Annotated in this window: 10 protein-coding genes; 5 read left to right on the top strand and 5 right to left on the bottom strand. The window is 37.6% G+C overall.

What is annotated here, in order from left to right; all coding sequences use genetic code 11:
- The first annotated feature begins 125 nt into the window (after positions 1-125).
- Together AO058_RS12985 and ltrA are read left to right on the top strand one after the other, a co-directional pair.
- Positions 126-1,463: an aspartate kinase gene (locus AO058_RS12985; RefSeq protein ID WP_075326966.1), complete on the top strand. Its 1,338-nt coding sequence runs from the start codon at positions 126-128 to the stop codon at positions 1,461-1,463.
- An 823-nt stretch (positions 1,464-2,286) separates the two neighbouring features.
- Positions 2,287-3,579, top strand: coding sequence for a group II intron reverse transcriptase/maturase (gene ltrA / locus AO058_RS12975; protein ID WP_075326965.1), 1,293 nt, complete (start codon positions 2,287-2,289; stop codon positions 3,577-3,579).
- 79 nt (positions 3,580-3,658) lie between these two features.
- Here the strand turns inward: ltrA and AO058_RS12970 are convergent, their stop codons facing one another.
- The gene (locus AO058_RS12970) at positions 3,659-4,903 is read right to left on the bottom strand and encodes a glycosyltransferase (protein ID WP_075326964.1); all 1,245 of its coding nucleotides are present in this window, start codon (positions 4,901-4,903) and stop codon (positions 3,659-3,661) included.
- 42 nt (positions 4,904-4,945) lie between these two features.
- Complete coding sequence (locus AO058_RS12965) at positions 4,946-6,757, bottom strand: SLC13 family permease (RefSeq protein WP_075326963.1); 1,812 nt, start codon at positions 6,755-6,757, stop codon at positions 4,946-4,948.
- Positions 6,758-6,893: 136 nt separating this feature from the next.
- Here AO058_RS12965 and AO058_RS12960 point away from each other — a divergent pair, with 136 nt between their 5' ends.
- Genes AO058_RS12960 through AO058_RS12950 form a run of 3 tightly spaced genes read left to right on the top strand, consistent with a single transcriptional unit; the run spans position 6,894 to position 10,635 of the window.
- Positions 6,894-7,388: a GreA/GreB family elongation factor gene (locus AO058_RS12960; RefSeq protein WP_075326962.1), complete on the top strand. Its 495-nt coding sequence runs from the start codon at positions 6,894-6,896 to the stop codon at positions 7,386-7,388.
- Positions 7,388-9,289 carry an NADP-dependent phosphogluconate dehydrogenase gene (gene gndA / locus AO058_RS12955; protein WP_075326961.1) on the top strand — a complete coding sequence of 634 codons (1,902 nt, stop codon included), beginning with the start codon at positions 7,388-7,390 and terminating at the stop codon, positions 9,287-9,289. The genes AO058_RS12960 and gndA overlap by 1 nt, the downstream gene beginning before the upstream one ends.
- Positions 9,289-10,635: a GntP family permease gene (locus tag AO058_RS12950; RefSeq protein WP_075326960.1), complete on the top strand. Its 1,347-nt coding sequence runs from the start codon at positions 9,289-9,291 to the stop codon at positions 10,633-10,635. Before gndA ends, AO058_RS12950 begins: the two co-directional genes overlap by 1 nt.
- Here AO058_RS12950 and AO058_RS12945 read toward each other — a convergent pair whose 3' ends face one another.
- The 3 genes from AO058_RS12945 to AO058_RS12935 are packed head-to-tail and all read right to left on the bottom strand — an operon-like array spanning position 10,636 to position 18,848.
- Positions 10,636-13,203, bottom strand: a complete 2,568-nt coding sequence (locus tag AO058_RS12945) for a hypothetical protein (protein ID WP_075326959.1) — start codon at positions 13,201-13,203, stop codon at positions 10,636-10,638. It lies immediately after the preceding gene.
- Positions 13,204-13,221: 18 nt separating this feature from the next.
- On the bottom strand, positions 13,222-13,740 hold the full coding sequence (locus AO058_RS12940; protein ID WP_198036111.1) for a DUF4402 domain-containing protein: 519 nt from the start codon (positions 13,738-13,740) through the stop codon (positions 13,222-13,224).
- Positions 13,741-13,748: 8 nt separating this feature from the next.
- Positions 13,749-18,848, bottom strand: a complete 5,100-nt coding sequence (locus AO058_RS12935; RefSeq protein ID WP_198036110.1) for an SUEL-type lectin domain-containing protein — start codon at positions 18,846-18,848, stop codon at positions 13,749-13,751.
- Positions 18,849-18,876: the final 28 nt, after the last annotated feature.

The raw sequence follows: 18,876 nt of genomic DNA, 5'->3' as shown, positions 1-18,876 counted from the left end.
AGATATTTTTTGTTGCAGGAAGCTTTAATTCTAATTATGCATCAAATTATTTCAGTTAGTAAAACCGGAATAACAAAAAGAATATTTAAAATTAAAAATCTCACTAAGTGAGTAAATATTTAGCAATGAAAGTATTAAAGTTTGGTGGTACTTCAGTAGGATCTGTAGAAAGCATTAGGAATGTTAAGAACATTTTAGCTTCAAGAGAAGGAAAGAAAGTTCTTGTACTTTCGGCAATGGCCGGGGTGACTAATAAACTGGTAGAAATTACCGAAAACATTAAGCTTGAAGATCATTCAGCTATTAATTCTATTATTGCTGAATTAAAACAAAAGCATGAAACTACTATAGATGAACTTATAGATAAGCCTGGGTTGAATTCTTATGCCAAAGCTTTTGTGAACAATGTGCTTGAAGGTTTACAGGAAATTAGCCGCAATACATATTCTGAAAAGGTTTATGCTGAAGTTGTGACTACCGGTGAGACAATGCTTACCTATATTTTCTCTACTTTTCTTACCAATTTAGGAATTCAAAATAACTTTCTGGATGCCAAAGATTTTATGCAGGTTTCAAACCTGGAAAATCCTGATACAGATTTAGTTGGCAAATTATTTCAGCAGAATATAGAAAACCTGGAACCCTCAGATATTTATATCACCCAGGGTTTTGTAAGAATTGATGCGCAAAATAATATTAGCACCTTAAAACGAGGCGGAAGCGATTACAGCGCAACTATACTTGCTGCAGCAGTTCAGGCCGAAGAAGTTCAAATTTGGACTGATATTGATGGATTTCATAATAACGATCCTCGTTATGTTGAAAATACCCATGCAATTGCCGAATTGAGTTTTGAGGAAGCTGCCGAGCTCGCTTATTTTGGCGCAAAAATTTTGCACCCGCAAACGATCTCTCCGGTTATAAAAAGGAAAATTCCTTTGTTTCTGAAAAATACCTTTACTCCGGAACTTCCCGGAACTAAAATTTCAGCTGAAATTCATTCTCGTGGATTGAAAGCTATTTCAGCTAAAGATGGGATTACTGCCATTAAGATTAAATCTAACCGAATGCTGATGGCACACGGTTTTCTGAAAAAAATCTTTGAGGTTTTTGATAAATACGAAACAGCAATTGATATGATTACCACTTCAGAAATTGCAATTTCCCTCACCATAGATGATGACCGGAATTTAGACCTGATCCTGGAAGAATTAAACGCTTACGGTGAGATTACAGTGGAAAAAGAACACAGTATCATTTGCATTGTAGGCGAGGGCCTAATTGAAGATAAAAGTACAAGCCGACTTTTTGAACTATTAAATGATATTCCCGTTAGAATGATTTCTTACGGCGGCAGCGATAACAATATTTCTTTATTGGTAGATACTAAAAACAAGATACAAACCCTGCAGGGTTTAAACCATAAATTGTTTGAGGAACGAGAAGTACCTCAATTTGTTTGATTTCTGTTTGTGAACAGGCAACTGTTCCTTTTGTGTAGTGGAACCGCCGGTAGGCTAACCGGCGGTTTTTTGTTTGCCCTGCATGCAAACAATTCCGAGGCTTGAAAGAAAGCCCGCTCACCTGATCGGAGGGAAGAGCAATGTAAAGTCAAGTGCGTCACTGGCAACGGTGGGGTGTGAAGGAAGACCTAGCAAGTTAGTGGAACATAGAGAAATCGAACCGATTCTGGCATATATTGGGGGTAAGGTTGCAAAAAGTGCCGATGCCCAAAATCCGAATAGCAATATATGTTAAAACGGATGGCTTCACTAACAGGAATGTTTGCTTAACGGGGGAAGCCTGATTATTCGCCTTTTGAGGCTAAGCAGAAACAAGTCGAGAGACAAGGATTTGTTATGGAAAATCAGGTGGCAGATGAGTCCGTAGTAGTGAGAAAATTTAGGCCTGAGAAGCACTGGTGACAGTGTGGAGGAGAAAACCCAAATGACATTGCACAAGAATCGCATAATCGGTTGCAATGACTGTCACAGATTAACTGTGGCGGATGCGAAGGGACGAAGTTAAATTAAGTACAGGAAGTTCTTTAAAGGAATTAGCCATAAGCGAAGACAATCGGAATTGAAACATTCTGAGGAATTGCAGCAAAGAGGAGTGACGAGCTAACTCTGGCTGTTAATCCGCGCGAGTATTGAGTAGTAAGATTTTCTTTTACTGTTATAGATTGCCACAGTGCTAAAGACAACAGTATACCTTATGAACAAACAATCTGTCTAATTCTGCCTAAAGAAATAAACCGTACTGCAAAGAAGAGAAAGTTTCATTATGCGAAAATGGTACAGTCTTATAGACAAGGTATATGCATTACCTAGGCTGGAACAAGCCTACCGTGAGGTAAGGAAAAACAAAGGTTCCAGAGCCAAGGGAGTGGATAACCAAAGTATAGCTGATTTTAGTTCAGCTTTAGAGGAGAATTTGTGCCAACTCTCCAGGGAACTGAAAGAGGGGAGATATAGGCCACAGCCGGTAAGGCGAGCCTATATCGATAAACCAGACGGGAGCAAGAGAGGATTGGGTATCCCAACCATCAAAGACCGCATTGTACAACAATCGCTGCTTAATGTGTTGCAACCTATCTTCGATCCCGAATTCCATCCCTCCAGTTATGGGTATCGTCCTAAACGAAGTGCTCATCATGCCATTGCCAAAGCAGAGCGCTTTAGTCGGTACTATGGTCTGGATCATGTAGCAGACATGGATTTATCCAAATGTTTTGATACTCTAGACCATCGGCTGATAGTGCAAAGCGTGGGCAAACGGGTAAGCGATGGAAAGATACTTAAACTGATAGGGAGCTTTTTAGAATCCGGCGCACTTGATGGAGCGCGCTTCACACCTACAAAGAAGGGGAGTCCACAAGGGGGAATTATCTCACCGCTCCTGATGAATATCTATCTGGACGCATTCGACCAGCATATGAAAAATTCAGGCATACGAATGGTGAGGTTTGCTGATGACGTGCTGTTGTTTGCACCAACCAAAGCTCAAGCTGGAAAATACATGGCTAAAGCCACGAGTTATCTGGAAAAAGAGCTTCGGTTAGAAGTGAATAAAAACAAGAGCAGTCTGACAAACCTTGAAGAAGGCATCCACTATTTAGGTGTGGTGATAAAGCCCTATGGAGTAGTGGTATCCCACAAAAGCATCAAGAGGTTCAAAAAGAAAGTAAAATTACTAACCCCTAGAACTAAAGGGCAAAGTATAGCTTTCTATATTAAAGAACTGAACCCGCTATTAAGGGGTTTTGCCAATTACTTCCGAATAGGCTTGACCAAAAAGCTGTTCCAGGATCTTTTAAGCTGGATCAGGAGAAGGTTACGAATGATGGTGATGAAAAGCTGGAAAAGCTGGAAACCTCTTCACCGACAACTAAGGCGTATGGGTTATAAGGGGAATTTTCTTAAGATATCGGTAACCCGATGGAGAAACTCCTCCACCAATTTAATACACTATGCCCTGCCCAATAAGTACTTCACAGAATTAGGGTTGTACGCAATGGACACAGTTGAAGGGAACACTTTGCATCAGTACTATCAAACAGTACTGAATAAGATTTAACATGAGCCGTGTACGAGACCCGTATGCCCGGTTCCTGTAAGAGGGATGAAGATAATAAATGCTCAAATATTTATTATCTTCACCCTACTTGATTATTTTTCTCTTTTTCTTCAATAAATTTGGCCATAAAATACGTACTTCTATGCTGATGATGCTGCAGCAATTTCCCAATAAAATTCTTTTGCCTATAGAAATCTATATTCTGAAATAAATCAGTGATTCTTTCTAAGAATTTCTGCTGAAATGCGTTTTTATTAAACCTGGAATTAATTATTCTAAAACCATTTTCTACCGAGGCTAGCCATACATTTTCTTCGGAATATAATTGCATCGCTTTTTCTACAAATTCTTTAGGATCGTTGGTTATAAAACCATTCCAGTTGAGTTCTCCCGCAATTCCCTCGGCACCAATGGGAGTTGTTACAGAAGGCGTTCCACATTGCATAGCCTGTATGAGTTTTCCTTTTAATCCTGCTCCAAACTGAATTGGCGCCAGGCAAACCTTAGCATTTTGCATTACCTCGGGTGCATTTTCAGCGCGGCCCTTTACAAGAAAACCTTCTTTTTCGTTGTGCAGATTCCATACCTTTTGGGAAGGATAAGCACCATAAATTTCCAGCTTGGAAGCTGGAAGTTGTTGTTTAATTAACGGCCAGATTTCTTCTTTTAAATATAATACCGCATTCCAGTTAGGTTCATGAAGAAAATTGCCAATACTTATAAAATTTTGTCTTTTACTGAATCTGGGCAATTCCGCTTTATTTCCTTCGGAAATTGATTCCAGGAGAAAAGGAAGGTAATGCAGAATAGTTTTAGGGATATTGAATTCATTTTGAAGCAAATCCATTTCAACTTCTGAAATTATCAGGCTCAGGTCGCAGCGATAAATACTCGCGACTTCCCTTTTGGTAATATCGACATCAAAATAAAGACTTTCTGCAGAAATATTTTTTTTATAAGCTTCAGTCCGTGTTTTTCTAAGAAAATGAAGATCTTCAGTATCTAAGATTTTTATTGCTTTCGGGCAGGTTTCATCAACTCTCCAGCCAAATTGCTCTTCAGCCATAAACCTATCAAATAGCACTAAATCCGGTTGAATTTTTTTCAGCATTTCATCAAAAGAACTATGATTCATTTTTATCACTTCAGAAGCGATATTCATCTTTTCTAAATCTACAGCAAATTTGCTGCGCGCTGCAGTGGTAACAAAGGTGATTTTGTAATTTTCAGCAAGAAAAAATTCTAATAATTGTAGCATTCGGCTACCGGCAGCAGAAGAATTAGGTTCGGGCCAAACACAACCAATTACAAGTAAATTGGGCATAATTTTTCTTCAAAAATACCGGAATTTAAACCAGTTTCCTAATTATAAACTAGCAGATAGCAGGAGAGAAGCAGTAACCCAGAGTACCAGGGAAACGATACCGCCAATGATAAAAAAGTGTCTAAAACGGTAAATTCCCATCCCATAAATTATGGTATTGGTTTGGTAACCTACAGGTGTAAAAAAACTAAAATTAGAAGCAAACAGAACCGATAAAATAAAGGGTTTTGGATCCATTTGCATACTCGCGGCAATACTTATGGCGATAGGAGTTATAATTATTGCCGTAGCATTATTAGAGATAAATCCGCTTAAAACCATCGTCACCAGGAATAAAATCCCAATTACAATAATATCTGTTTGGTTTTCAAAAATTAGCAATAATTGGTCTGAAATCCATTGATCGGCGCCGGTATTGTTCATTGCTACGCCTAAAGGAATCATCCCCGCTAAAAGAAAAATAATCTGCCAGTTTACCTGGGAATAAATTTTACCCAGGTCTATACATTTCGTAAAAATCATTAAAAAGCAGCCAATAAGTGCACTTTTTAAAATGGGAAAAATAGAAAATGCAGAGAGCGCAATAACCACTAATAGAATTGCAAGCGAAATATATTTTTTAGTTTTAGTGGTAACTTCAATATTCTTGTGTTGCTGCAAGATCGTTACATTTTCAATCTTTTGAAGTTCATCCAGTGCGCTTTCGCTAACTTCAACCAGTAAGCGGTCTCCAACCCTTAATTCTATTTCGTCTTTCCCCCGATTAAAAATTCTACGCCTGGGATTTCTAAAATTTCTTCGTTTTCTAATCGCCAAGGGTACCGCCCCGTGAAGATCATACCAACCCACGGTTTTTATACTTTTTCCTATTAATGGTGAATTTGGCAGCATTAAAATTTCCACTACCTGTACATTTTCCTCCAGTTCTTCAGAATCAGTAATAGGATCGGCTAATTTCCTATTATCTTCCTCTTTAATTACGGTAAATCCCTTAGCATCTTTTAATTTTATAAGATTTGCAAGATTACAGCGCAGTAAAAGCTGGTCGCCTTCTTTGAGCGTAGTGAATTTTCCTGGGCGATCGTTTATAATCCCATTTCGCTTTAGCCTTAGAACTTCAATATCTTCATTATTATATAAGAAACTTTCACTAATACTTTTTCCAATTACACTGGAGTTTTCGGTGACAATTACTTTAGTAATATATTCATCAAGATTATAATCTTCACTTATTTTAGTCTTTTTGGTGTTGGGGAGTATTTTAATTAAAGCACTTACTATAACAATGGTGATTACCATAAAAATAACTCCATACCACGTAAATTCAAAGAAACTAAACCTTTCAACACCCCTGTCTATAGCAACTGCGTTTACAATAAGGTTGGTAGATGTACCCATTAGCGTGCAACTCCCGCCTATAATACCCGCGAAAGAAATTGGTAGAAGCAATTTTGAATTGGGTATATCGTATTTAGCAGATAATTCTGTAATAATCTTTATAAAAACAATTACCACAGCTGTAGTATTTATAAATGCTGAAATACTCCCTGCAATAAACATAAAGACAGGTACCATTATAAATATTGGCAGAACCCTTAGATTTTTGAGTCCGCTGGCCAGCCAGTCTATAACCCCGTTTGTTTCCAGCCCTATGGCTATAATCATTAAAGCCAGTACCGTAATAGTTGCCGGACTGGAAAAGCCAGAAATAGCTTCTTCGGGACTTACCAGGTTAGTTAACAATAAGGCTGCAAGAATAAAAAACGCAATTTTATCTACCGGAAAAACTTCCAGGGCAAAGAAAACAATTACCACTATGATAATAAGAAACAATATGGCTATTTCGAGGCTCATTATTTAAATTTATAAAATAAAAATAAGGGAATACCGCCTGGTAGAATTCTTCTTCTGAAAGATTTATGAATTAATAAATCAGTATAATTTTTTACCGAAGCATATTAATTCCTATTTTGAAGTTTAAAACTAAATTATGAGCAGAGGATTTGTAAAAGAAGACGACCAGGAAGAAGCTCCTATTATCCCGCCAAGAGCGGCTTTACCGGCGGGTGAAACAAATTATGTTACGCCAAATGGATTAAAAGAATTAAAAGAAAAAGAGGAAAAGCTCACAGAAGAACGTGCTAATCTCGATAAAGAAAATGAAACAGAACGTAGAAGGGCACAGGCGGTTATAGATGGCAATCTCAAATTATTAAGAGAGCGAATTAGCACCGCGAGGGTTTTAGACCCTAAAGAACAACCTGAAGATGAAGTGCGTTTTGGAGCTTTGGTTGAATTGAAGCAAAATGGAAATATTCAAAAGTTTCAAATTGTTGGGGTAGATGAGGCTGATGTTAAAAAACAAAAGATCGCTTTTGTGGCGCCTATCGCAAAAGCGGTTACCGGTAAAAAGGTTGGAGATAAAATTGATTTCAAATTAGGCGAAGAAATCCGAAAACTGGAAATCTTAAAAATTACTTACTAATGGCCGTATATATTGTAATGGGTGTTTCGGGTTCTGGTAAAACTACTATTGGAAAACTTCTCGCTAAAGAATTGAATTTACCTTTTTATGATGCCGATGATTTTCATCCTTCAGAAAATGTGGAAAAAATGAAAAACGGTATCCCGCTGCAGGACGAAGATCGAAAAGGCTGGTTGGCCATTTTAGCTGAAAATATTCAAAAATGGGAGCAAGGCGATGGCGCTGTTTTGGCCTGTTCGGCTCTAAAAGAAAAATATAGACAACAATTAACTTCCATTCCTGAAGAATATTTAAAATGGATTTTCCTATCGGCTGATTTTGAAGTGATTTTAGAAAGGTTAAAAGCCAGGAAAGGCCATTATTTTAAACCAGAATTGCTCACTTCGCAATTTGAAACCCTGGAAGAACCACAATATGGATTACGAGTAAATGTAAATACTTCTGAAGAAAATATTTTAAAAGAAATTATGACAAAATTAAAAGCTCCTAAAGCTGAAATTGGGCTTATTGGACTTGGAGTAATGGGAAAGAGTTTGGCTTTAAACCTACTTTCAAAAAATATTAATGTTTCTGTTTTTAATAGGCAAGTACCCGGTCTTGAAGAAAATATTGCCAAAAATTTTGTTCAGGAAAATGCTGAAAAATATACATTTCAGGGTTTTGATGATTTAAAGGAATTTGTTTCGTCTTTAAATCGGCCCAGGAAAGTTTTATTGATGGTAAATGCCGGCGCTGCGGTTGATGCAGTGATAGAAAGTTTGCTTCCTTTTTTGGAAAAAGGTGATATCATTACCGATGGCGGTAATTCCCATTACAAAGACACCTGGAGAAGAGAAAAGATGTTAAGAGAACAGGGAATTCATTTTATAGGTTGTGGAATATCGGGTGGGGAAGAAGGCGCCTTAAAAGGTCCCTCAATTATGCCCGGTGGCTCTGCAGAAGCGTATAAACAAATGGGACCGCTTTTGGAAAAAATAGCAGCAAAAGATAAGACCGGAAACCCTTGCTGTACTCATATTGGACCCGATGGTTCAGGACACTTTGTAAAGATGGTTCACAATGGTATTGAATACGCCGAAATGCAACTAATTGCTGAAACTTACCATTTTTTGAGATTTTATACGAATTCAAAACCGAAAGCAATTGCCAGTCTTTTTGAAGCCTGGAATAAGAAAATGAAAAGCTATTTACTGGAAATATCCGTAGATATTCTTCGAAAAAAGGAGAATGAAGACTTCCTGATCGATAAAATTCTGGATGCAGCTAAACAAAAAGGCACTGGCGGTTGGTCAACGAACGCCGCCTTAGAACTTGGTGTTCCGCTTGATACCATTACCGCTGCGGTTTTGGCCAGGAATATTTCCGGGATGAAGGAAATTCGGGTGAATGCCTCATATTTGTATAAAAATGATAACCAAAATGGAAATTTAGAAGAAATAAAAGATGAATTATTCCAGGCCTACAAAACTGCCAGTATAATTAATCATGCCGTAGGTTATGATTTACTTCGGGTTGCCTCATCAGAATATAGCTGGAATCTTAATTTATCTGAGATTTCCCGTGTTTGGACCAACGGATGTATTATTCGTTCCGGTTTGATGGAAGATTTAGTTGATATTTTTAAAGATTCAAATAATCATTTACTGCTTAATAAAAATATTATTTCAGAAGTAGAGAAAAATCAGGCTTCCTTGACGAAAACAATTAGTATTGCACTTCAGTCTGGTTTTGCCGTTCCGGTTTTATCTGCTGCCACCAATTATTTACTGAACTTTACTTCAGCTCAAAATTCTGCAAATATGATTCAGGCACAACGAGATTATTTTGGCGCACATACTTACGAGCGAACTGATAAGCCCCGGGGCGAATTTTTTCATACCCAATGGAAAAACAATAGTTAATGGAACTACAATTACTCTTTGCCGTTTTCGCCGGGATTGCACTTTTGCTTTTCCTTATTTTAAGATTAAAGATACAGGCTTTTCTGGCTTTGCTAATTGTTTGCATTGCGGTAGGAATTATCGCCGGAATGCCCGCTACTGAAATCCTGGAGACTATGAAGGACGGGATGGGCAGCACACTGGGTTTTGTAGCCACGGTAGTTGGTTTAGGAGCTTTATTTGGCGGAGTTTTGGAACAATCTGGTGGAGCACAACGCCTGGCTTCTTTCTTATTAAAGAAAACAGGTGATAAAAAAGCACCCTGGGCATTGATGGTTACCGGTTTTGCCGTAGCCATTCCGGTATTTTTCGATGTGGCTTTTATTATTCTGGTGCCGGTTACTTATGCATTGAGCAAACGTACCGGAAAATCACTTTTGCTGTATGCGCTACCTCTTTTGGCCGGTTTGGCAATTACGCACGCTTTTATCCCACCCACGCCAGGACCAATTGCGGTTGCAGATATATTAGGTGCCGATTTAGGTTGGGTAATTGTTTTTGGATTTTTGGCAGGAATTCCCGCAGCAATCATCAGCGGACCAATTTTCGCCAGGTATATTTCCAAAAGAATACAAATTGAACCGAAAACTTTTACCGAGGAAATAGAATACGATGAAGCAAAAGCGCCATCACCGGGACTAATTATTTCTATAATTCTAATTCCTATTTTTCTTATTGTAGCAAACACTTTAGTACAGAGTCCTTTATTTGAAGGGATTTCAATTCCGGAAGGAGTTTTATATGCGATAGAATTAGTGGGACATCCATTTTCGGCATTGATTATTGCAAATCTTGTGGCCTGGTATTTTCTTGGAGTAAGGCGGGGAATGCAAAAAGAATTTTTACTGAAAGTAGCAACAAAATCTTTTCAGGCAGCCGGAATAATTATTTTACTTACCGGTGCCGGTGGTGCTTTTAAACAAATCCTGATCGAAACAGGAGCAGGAGAAATGATTGCCGATGCTTTAAATAACGCCTGGTTCAATCCGCTGGTTTTTGGGTTTATTGTAGCAGCTTTGGTAAGAATTTTACAGGGATCTTCAACCGTTGCAATGATTACCGCTGCGGGAATTACTGCGCCGGTTTTAACGGGTGGCGATTATTCTATGGCGCAAACCTCGCTTATTGTAATTGCAATTGCCTCAGGGGCTTCAATTTTATCCCACGTTAACGATAGCGGATTTTGGCTCGTTGGTCAGTATTTAGGTTTAACCGAAAAACAAACTTTTAAATCCTGGACGGTGATGACAACCTTAATAGCCATAGTTGGTTTGGCCGTTTCCCTAATTATATGGTTTATAATTTAATTAATCGGCTTCAACGGTGAATTCCAGGGTATCTACAATATCACCATATTCATCTATTTTGATTTCAAATTCAATGGGTTCGCTTGCAGTGTAATCTAATTTCTGCATTTGCACAGGATCAATTTCAGCAGTATAATTTCCGGGTTTTAATCCCAGGTATGTGAAATATCCGTCTCCTTCAGTTAAAATTTCTTTTACCAGGTTTCCGTTTTCATCCAGAATATTTACGGTAATTCTTCCCTGGCCGCGAAGACTGCTTCCTTCTTTAAAATAAACCATTCCGGCAACTTCACCTAAAACCTCTACCGGGACTTCAATCTCCTGAAACTGGTTAGGAACGGTATGTACCTTTATCTTTTCATTTTTCACTTTCCAGGCAATATTATCTAGGCTATTTGGATCTACTTCAAGAATAATATCTATATAAGGTTGAAGTTCGGTAATTCGTAATACGCTTTCATCTTCATTATACGAAATTCGGCCAGAAGTATTTTTAATTTCCATTCCCCGCACAGCAGGTTCCATAGGATCTCTTTTTCCGTTAGTGTTATAATCCAAAAAGGGGATAATGCTTAGTGCAGCTCTGGACATTGCCGTACGATTATTTGCCATTATATACCCAGTATTGTCGTCTAACATTAAACTACCGCGAGCCGATTGCACAAAAGAATTATTTTGGTTCCCCAACCTGGAAGTCACCGAAGTTTGCGCAAAATTGAATGCATATCTTAAGCCAATTTCAAAAATATGGGCATTTCTAAGCATATTATTTTCGTAGGCCACATTTAGAAATCCATTTTCAAAAACCGGGCGTTCAATTTCCATAATAATATTATTGAATTGATTTCGGCTAAAATCGTATTGCACCTGGGGTGAAAACAAGAATTTATTCGGAAGCCTGTAATTCTGCGAAAGCGAGGTATAGATAGTTGGTTCTTTTACACGGTCATTGTAGATGCCATAGGTGGTAAGGTTGGTGCTAATTCCCATAATTGCACCCGAAAGTAATAATTGCGCCGTAGTGAACTCGGTTGTAGGCATAATGATCTGGTTTACACTAAACCTGCTAAACATCGAGAAATTTTTACTTCTAATAGGTGCCGAAAAGCTTAATTTTCTTTCTTCCAGGTAATTAAAATTGATTGCTGTTTGGTCTTCATCATATTTTATATAATTAAGATCTACCTGGATATTTCCGGGGGTGCGGTAACTCAAAATCCCTTCTCCTTTTACGCCCTGCATATATTCTCCTGTAAAAAGAAAATTTGAAGCAAAACGAATAGATGAATTCACGAAAGGCATTACTTCCCCACTGGTCACGCCGGTAAGATATTCGGCACCACCCCCAATAGTTACAGAATTACTAAGCCCGTAATTAAAGTTAGCCCTGGAAAATCGGTCAAGGTCTTCATTCTCTACAATCCCGGCGCTAACGGTATATTCCAACTCATTTTTTGGAACAAAATTATACGGAATATTGATCACCCTTTCCTGAATACGTTCTTCTCCATAGGGACCATAAAAACGAAGACTTACGGCCGTATTTCCATACATTAACGGCACATCAAACGTGTAAAAACCTGAAGCGTCTGCCTGGGTAAATTCAACTAGGATATTATTTACGTAAAGTTCAACCGTCCAGCGTGGTTCGGTATAATCATTCAATACGTAAGTTCCAAAGGATCTTCGATTTTGAAACGGGCTGTTGCTAATTTGAACCCCACTTACCGGTGCAAATAGGGAGGAGGTGGCCCGGGTAAAAATCCGCCCTGCAGTTACCTGTTTAAAAACCCGGTTATCATTATTCACATATCGCCACTGGTAAAACTGGTTCCTGGAATCAAATGGAACCCGGGTAGAGTAGTTCAACATTAAATTGGTTTCCCCACCAAGAAACATTGTTCCCAAACCTAAGGATAATCGGTTATCGTTTTCAAATTCACTTTGCTGTGTGGTAACCACGCCCCAATCTAATGCCCCACCTTTAAAAACCGGATAACGTCTTTCCATAGTTGTATCAACTTCAACTACTCCGCGTACACGATTCAGATTTTCCCTTACCCTTTTAAGCCGCATTTCTTTAATTACCGGTAGATCTTTTTCGGTTTTCATAGTTACTGAAAGACTTCTAAAAGAGAAATTGGTATTTAAACCGAAGATTTCGCCGAAGAGATTCGATTTTAAATAAAGATTTAGCGGAGTTTGAATATAATCATCTTCTGAAAGATAAAATTCTTCATTTTTATAGATAATCCTATTTTCTGAAGGATTTATTTGATAAGTAGAATCGGGATTTATAACGAAGCCTTCTACGCCCTTAGTGGTTTCTTCATTTTTAATCTTCAAATAATCAAAAAGCTCCTTTATTGGAATATAAGCGTCCTGACCTTTAATCGCGATAGGGATTTCAATAGTACCGAGATCGGGTACGTTCATTTCTACGCTTAACTCATCGTATTCAGGAAAATCTTCCTGGGCTATTCCTGTAAAGGATAATAGCAGGAGAAAAATTATCGGAAAAAGTTTTTTGTAAAACTCAATAGAAAAAGCGCAGGTAGGGGTTTGCATTTAGCTTAGCGTTCTTATCTATTGATGAATAAAGGTTAAAGTGAAATTACCAAAATAAGTACCGGGAAGAGTCCCAGAATTATCTGGAGGTATGGTTAAGGTCCCTCCAATAAAGACTTCATTTGGTACTTGGGCATTAGCAGCCTGGGTGACAAAAGTTCGGTGGCCAGTGCTAAAACTGTTAATTGTAAGTTTTATTTCCGCTCCTGTATCCTGGTTTAGCAAAATATAATCTCCTAAAGTTTCAATTTGAATAATTGTCCCGGGGTTGGCATATACATCAAATAAAGCGGCAGAGACCGGTTCCCCAAAATTTAGTTCAACAATATCGCCATTTACAGTGCGTTGGTCGTCATAACTTACACTAACATTCCCACCAGCACTACCGGCAGTAAACGAACCAAAATTAAGGTTTCTAGAAGTTCTAACTTCAACCTCTATGGGGACTGGCGGATTTTCCTGGGCTTTGATTTCAAATACTGAAAACATAAGCAATAACAATAAAAATGTGTTATTATATAAGCTTCTATTTTGCATAGTTTCCATTATTTTTTTATTAATACTTTTTTGCCATAATAAGCTTTACCTACCTGTAGGTTAATAATATAAACCCCTTCACTGGTAATCCCTTCAAAAATAACTTCGTCTTTGCCACCTGCTTCTTTTATTTGTAGAATTTGCCCCGTCATTGAACTGGCTCTTAAAATTCCTTCCTGATTTTCTTCTAAATTCATTTTCACCACCACATCTCCATTTTCAACTTCAACATCAAAAGGTTCGTTAAAAGCAATGGCAGGACTGGTTACCCTTTCTTCAGAAAACATTAATTCAAACCTGGAGTTATGAGTTCCCGCTTGAAGGTTGAAACTATATTCCGGATTATTTCTCAGGTTTTGACCTTTACCTTTTTCGTGGTCTATTAAATAAATATTGAAATTTGAATTAAAATTTTCTACCGATACCAGGTTGATCTTCATTTCACCATTTTCATCGGCTTTAATGCCCAATGGAATCTTTTTATAGCTTCTCGATTCCGGAAAAGGAATTGCGTTAATAGCCAGTTCCTTTTTATTTTCGGTTATATTATAAAAACTTGGTACAGCAGGATCGGTATTCATTAATTTATGGGCGTCCATTTCCTTTTCAAAATTAGGAGTGGCATACGAGGAAAAGTAGATCACCATAGGATCTTGCTGGATTGAAGTTTTAAAGCCAGCCTCCAAACGAATTAACGGTTTAAGATCTTCCTGGGTTCTTAAAAACTCCTGCTCAAAATCGTTTATTCGTACCCTGTTGTCCATTCCAAAACTTCCCGTCATTACATCCTGGGTATCAGAATCCATTACTTTAATAAAAAAGCCCTGCATAGAAGGAATAATATTTGAAGATTTTCCATCAGTTGTAGATACCTGATTTACATAAGCGGAATAGGTACCGGTATACTGACTTGTATCACTGGCGGTGAAAAAATAAATTCCGTCATCAATATTAGTTTTTGTCCAACCCTGGGAAGCATCCCAATCTATAGGGGAAGGGTATGGGTTTCCTACCAAATGAAAACCTCTTGTATATTCGCGATGATTATTTTCTAACTGCCGGGTGGGAATAGTACCATTGTTAACTTCACCACTTAACTCTATAGTTTGTGAAGCGGTTGAAGTTCCAAAATTAAGCGCATAACCTTCAGCATTATTTAAACTATTGGTAGTCGTGGTATAAACTTCCCAACCGGTAGCATCCCGAACAATATCATTTATATTGATATTTCGGTTTTCATTATAGCTGTAAAAGTGTGGAAATCCAGTAACTGGATCTTCAAAATCCATATAAGGAGCGAAATCTCCTACGGTGGAATTTTGAAATGGAGAACTAAAATATTTATACCCGAAAGCTTTATCCAGATAGCGTTGCATTTTTACGATGCCGATAACTTCACCATTTCCTGCACCACTTATTAACGCTGTTTGATTTTCATCGGAAATTAAGGTTAATCCATTTCCGGTATCGAAATTCCCTTCTACTACATTTAAAGTTCCGGTAATTTCTATTGTTGCTTGTGAATTTACCCCTGAAGTATTATCGATTCTTAAATTCTGAATGCGATTATATTGAAAAGCCGTACTAGGAATTGTTTGAGCTGAAGCACCTTGAAAAGAAATATTTCCGGTTACGGTATTTAGAATTCCGTTATTGGTAAGATCTCCTGCAATTCGTAACCAGTTTTCTTCAACCATAACTGAAGCATTGTTTTCAATACTTAAATTTTTTGTGTATGCATTAACACCAGAATTAATTTTCGGGTAATTATTTGAAGGTAAATTCTCAGGAATCAAAACATCGGTTTCGAGTGTAGGTAAGGCGTTACAGCTCCAATTGGCGGAATTGTTCCAGTTGGTGTTTTCAGCGCCGGTCCACGTGTTTTCTTCCTGCACAGGAATATATAAGACCGGGGATTCATTAGTACAACTACCTGAGTTTACAATTCGTTTTAACCAGATATCTGTGTTTAAAATTCCGGGATTATAATTTTGCTGGTTATTATTGCCCGGGGCATCAGCAAAACCAGAAGCAGGCCCTTCGGTACTTAATTGCCAGGTATATGAAATATTATTTCCTTCTATTTCTGTACCGCTTACGATGCCGGGATCTATTCCTTTACAAAATGCTTCAGAATAGGTTGCGCTAATATAAAGTCGTTTAAAGGTACCTACACAGGGATCGGTAAAAACACCGTTAGTCGCAGAAATTGTAGCCGAATTTTCTCCTAATAAATAAGCTTCTGTAACAGCCTGGCTGGTGTTGGCGTGGCAATTTTCATTAATATCAAAGTTCCCGGCATTATTAACAGGAGTTCCATAGCTGGCAAAATCTACATAAGTAAAAATCGTTTCCTCGGGCGACTCTATATTTACCTCTCCATTCTCATTTGCTGTTGTTTGAAGTGTATTTGTATTTCCGTTGAAAAATGAAATTTTATTATTAGCTATGTTAGTATTGATTGTAATTTCTATGGAATTTGAAATATCTTCATTACAATTTTGAACATTTACTTTTCTACGGTACCAGGTAGTTTCCGACACCGTTCCGGGATTGTAATCGGATTCGGTATTATTTCCGGGAGCCTGGGTAAAACTAGTAGTCCCACCAGTAGTGCTTATTTCCCATTCGTAATTGTATCCTTCTCCCAAATCTTCTCCAATTAGTCTTTCTGCATCAAATACTCCGCAAGACTCTTGTGCACCGGAAATTGTATTATTTTTAATAGAATTAATCACATTTATGGTAACCGATTCATTTGGATTATTATTTGTACAGCCATTGGCATCAGTAATACCCAGGATTTCAATGGTGGTATTTTGCTGAATATTGATTGGGTAATCAAAATTTCTTTCGTTAATACTTAAATTAAAAGTTTGCCCATTTATTGAAGCTTCAATATTCCAGGGTGCTGTACCGGTAAAAGTACCGTTAATATTAGCCTGGCCACTACAAATAATTAAGGGAGCGTTTAACGAAACTGTTGGCATTTCTGGGCATTGGTTTTCCCCAACGTTGAGAAAAGCTGTATCTGAAATAGAAACACAACCATTAGCATTCGTAACTAAAAGTCTGTAGCGCGAACCATCTACCGGAAAATACCCTACAGTAAGTAGTTCCAATCTTTTGGTTTTGGTACCGCTGTAATTAGCATTATCATTAATATCATACCAATTTGAACTATAGGTTTGCCATTGGAATGTTAAGTTGTTACCAGAAACTCCAGCTTCAATGATAGCATTTTCACCAAATCCTGCCGTAACATCTTGCGGCTGTTGGGTTATTGGATTTAAATTTACTTGCAGATTTGCCGGTTGAGAATATACCTTACAATTTTGATTGGAAACAGCTATTCTATATAAATTGTTATTGAAATGAGCAGGAGCGTTTATAATATCAAGTTTCTGAGAATTTACATTCTGATAAAATTCGTTGTTCGAAATATTGCTCCAGGAAATACCACTATCTTCACTTACCTGCCATTGACGTTGATCGTTTGAAGTATAGGTTTGAAAGGAAATATCATTGCCTTCGCATACAATTTGATTAGTAGGTTGGGTGTAAATCCCTTGGGGGCTTTGGTATAGATTTAAAAGTGCAGGGTTAGAGGTGACTGAGTTACCATGCCTGTCGGAAATTTTAACTCTAAACTTTATATTGTTTAAAGAAGTTTCAACCACATTGATACTTAAACCTGATGTTTGTGTTCCTGAAAAAATTTCTCCATTATCAATATTGTAAAATCCAGTATTACCGCCGTTATTTCTCTGCCATTGATAGGATAGATTTTGTCCCCGAGCAATTACGTTGAAATTAATTGGATTACCTGTACAAGCTGTGAAATTCTCGGGTTGCTCAACAATATCAATCGGCTTTTCTACAGTAATAATAGCAACATTTGATCTTTTACTTGCCCGGTAAGCATTTGCCAAGCGGTTGTTGCTACTGGTTAGAGTAGCTATTCTATAAATATAATAAGTGCCTTCGGTATTAAATGGTTCTAAATTTCTATTTGGAGTAAAACTTGCATTTGTTGCTCCGGGAATTGCAGTAGTTTCCCCATTTTCTGTTGTACTATAAACCCATTGATATCCATTTCCAAACCTACTTATTCCACTCGGCAGACCATTAAATTCATCTCCGGTAATTGTTTGGCCAGATGTCTGGAAATTAAGTGTTTGATTGAGATTATTAGATAAAATATTTTTTATTATAAGTTGGGGCTCCCCAATACTAATACGGTTTCCTCCGCTGTTTTCATAATAATCTAGCACTAAATTGCTATTACCAGATAGGCTTAATAGAATATTCTGATTGCGATATGCGTGATCATTCCAATCGTTATAAATTAATTTACCATCTACACTTAGCCTGCTACCATCATCAGAACCTGTATTCAAAGAATATAGCCCGCTTAAAGAACTGTTCATTCTATAGCGTACAGAAAAAGTTTCGGTATAGATAAAAGGTGCACAAATACCAGTTCCTATTTGAAAATTGTTGGTGTCGCCACCAAAGCTTTGGTCAAAACTTAGATTTTCTGTATATCCCCTAATATAATTATTGAAATTTTGATCAAAAGTTATATTTTGGTTTGTTCCATCATAAACGTGGCCTATCCAGGAGTCGTTGCCGGCTTCACTTTCCTGGTAAAACGTAGAGGGGTTTATTGTAAAAGTATTGGATGGAACAGAGCGGGCATTGGGATTTGTAGATTGAACCTCTAAAGTATAATTTGAGCCACTAAATCCTTCAGGAATAGTTAAGCTTGTGGTAATTTCAAAAAAGTTTGTACTTCTAGCTCCCGGTGCGGTTTGAGAACTAAATGATTTTATTTCTTGAGGTCCATCTTGAGAGTTAAGGAAAATTTTATAGTTTGTACTGGTGGTAAAAGGTATAAAATCGGTATAATAAAAAATTAAAAACCAGTTTCTTGTATAGCCATTTCTTACCTGGAAAGAGATATCTATTTCCTCTCCGGCACAAATTAGATTGGTATTAGTATTAATAGTAAGATTGTTGATTTCGGGTGAATATACCTGCCCCTGCACAAAACAACTCCCAAGCAGACATATGCATAAGGTAAGAATACGTGCAATAGGGGGCATCTTCATTTTATTTGGAAAAATTAGTTTT

Origin of the sequence: Salegentibacter sp. T436 (genome assembly GCF_001932675.1) — a bacterium.
Taxonomy (GTDB): Bacteria; Bacteroidota; Bacteroidia; order Flavobacteriales; family Flavobacteriaceae; genus Salegentibacter; species Salegentibacter agarivorans.
Note: the sequence above shows the minus strand (reverse complement) of the source record. Positions and strands in the feature narration are given on the sequence as shown.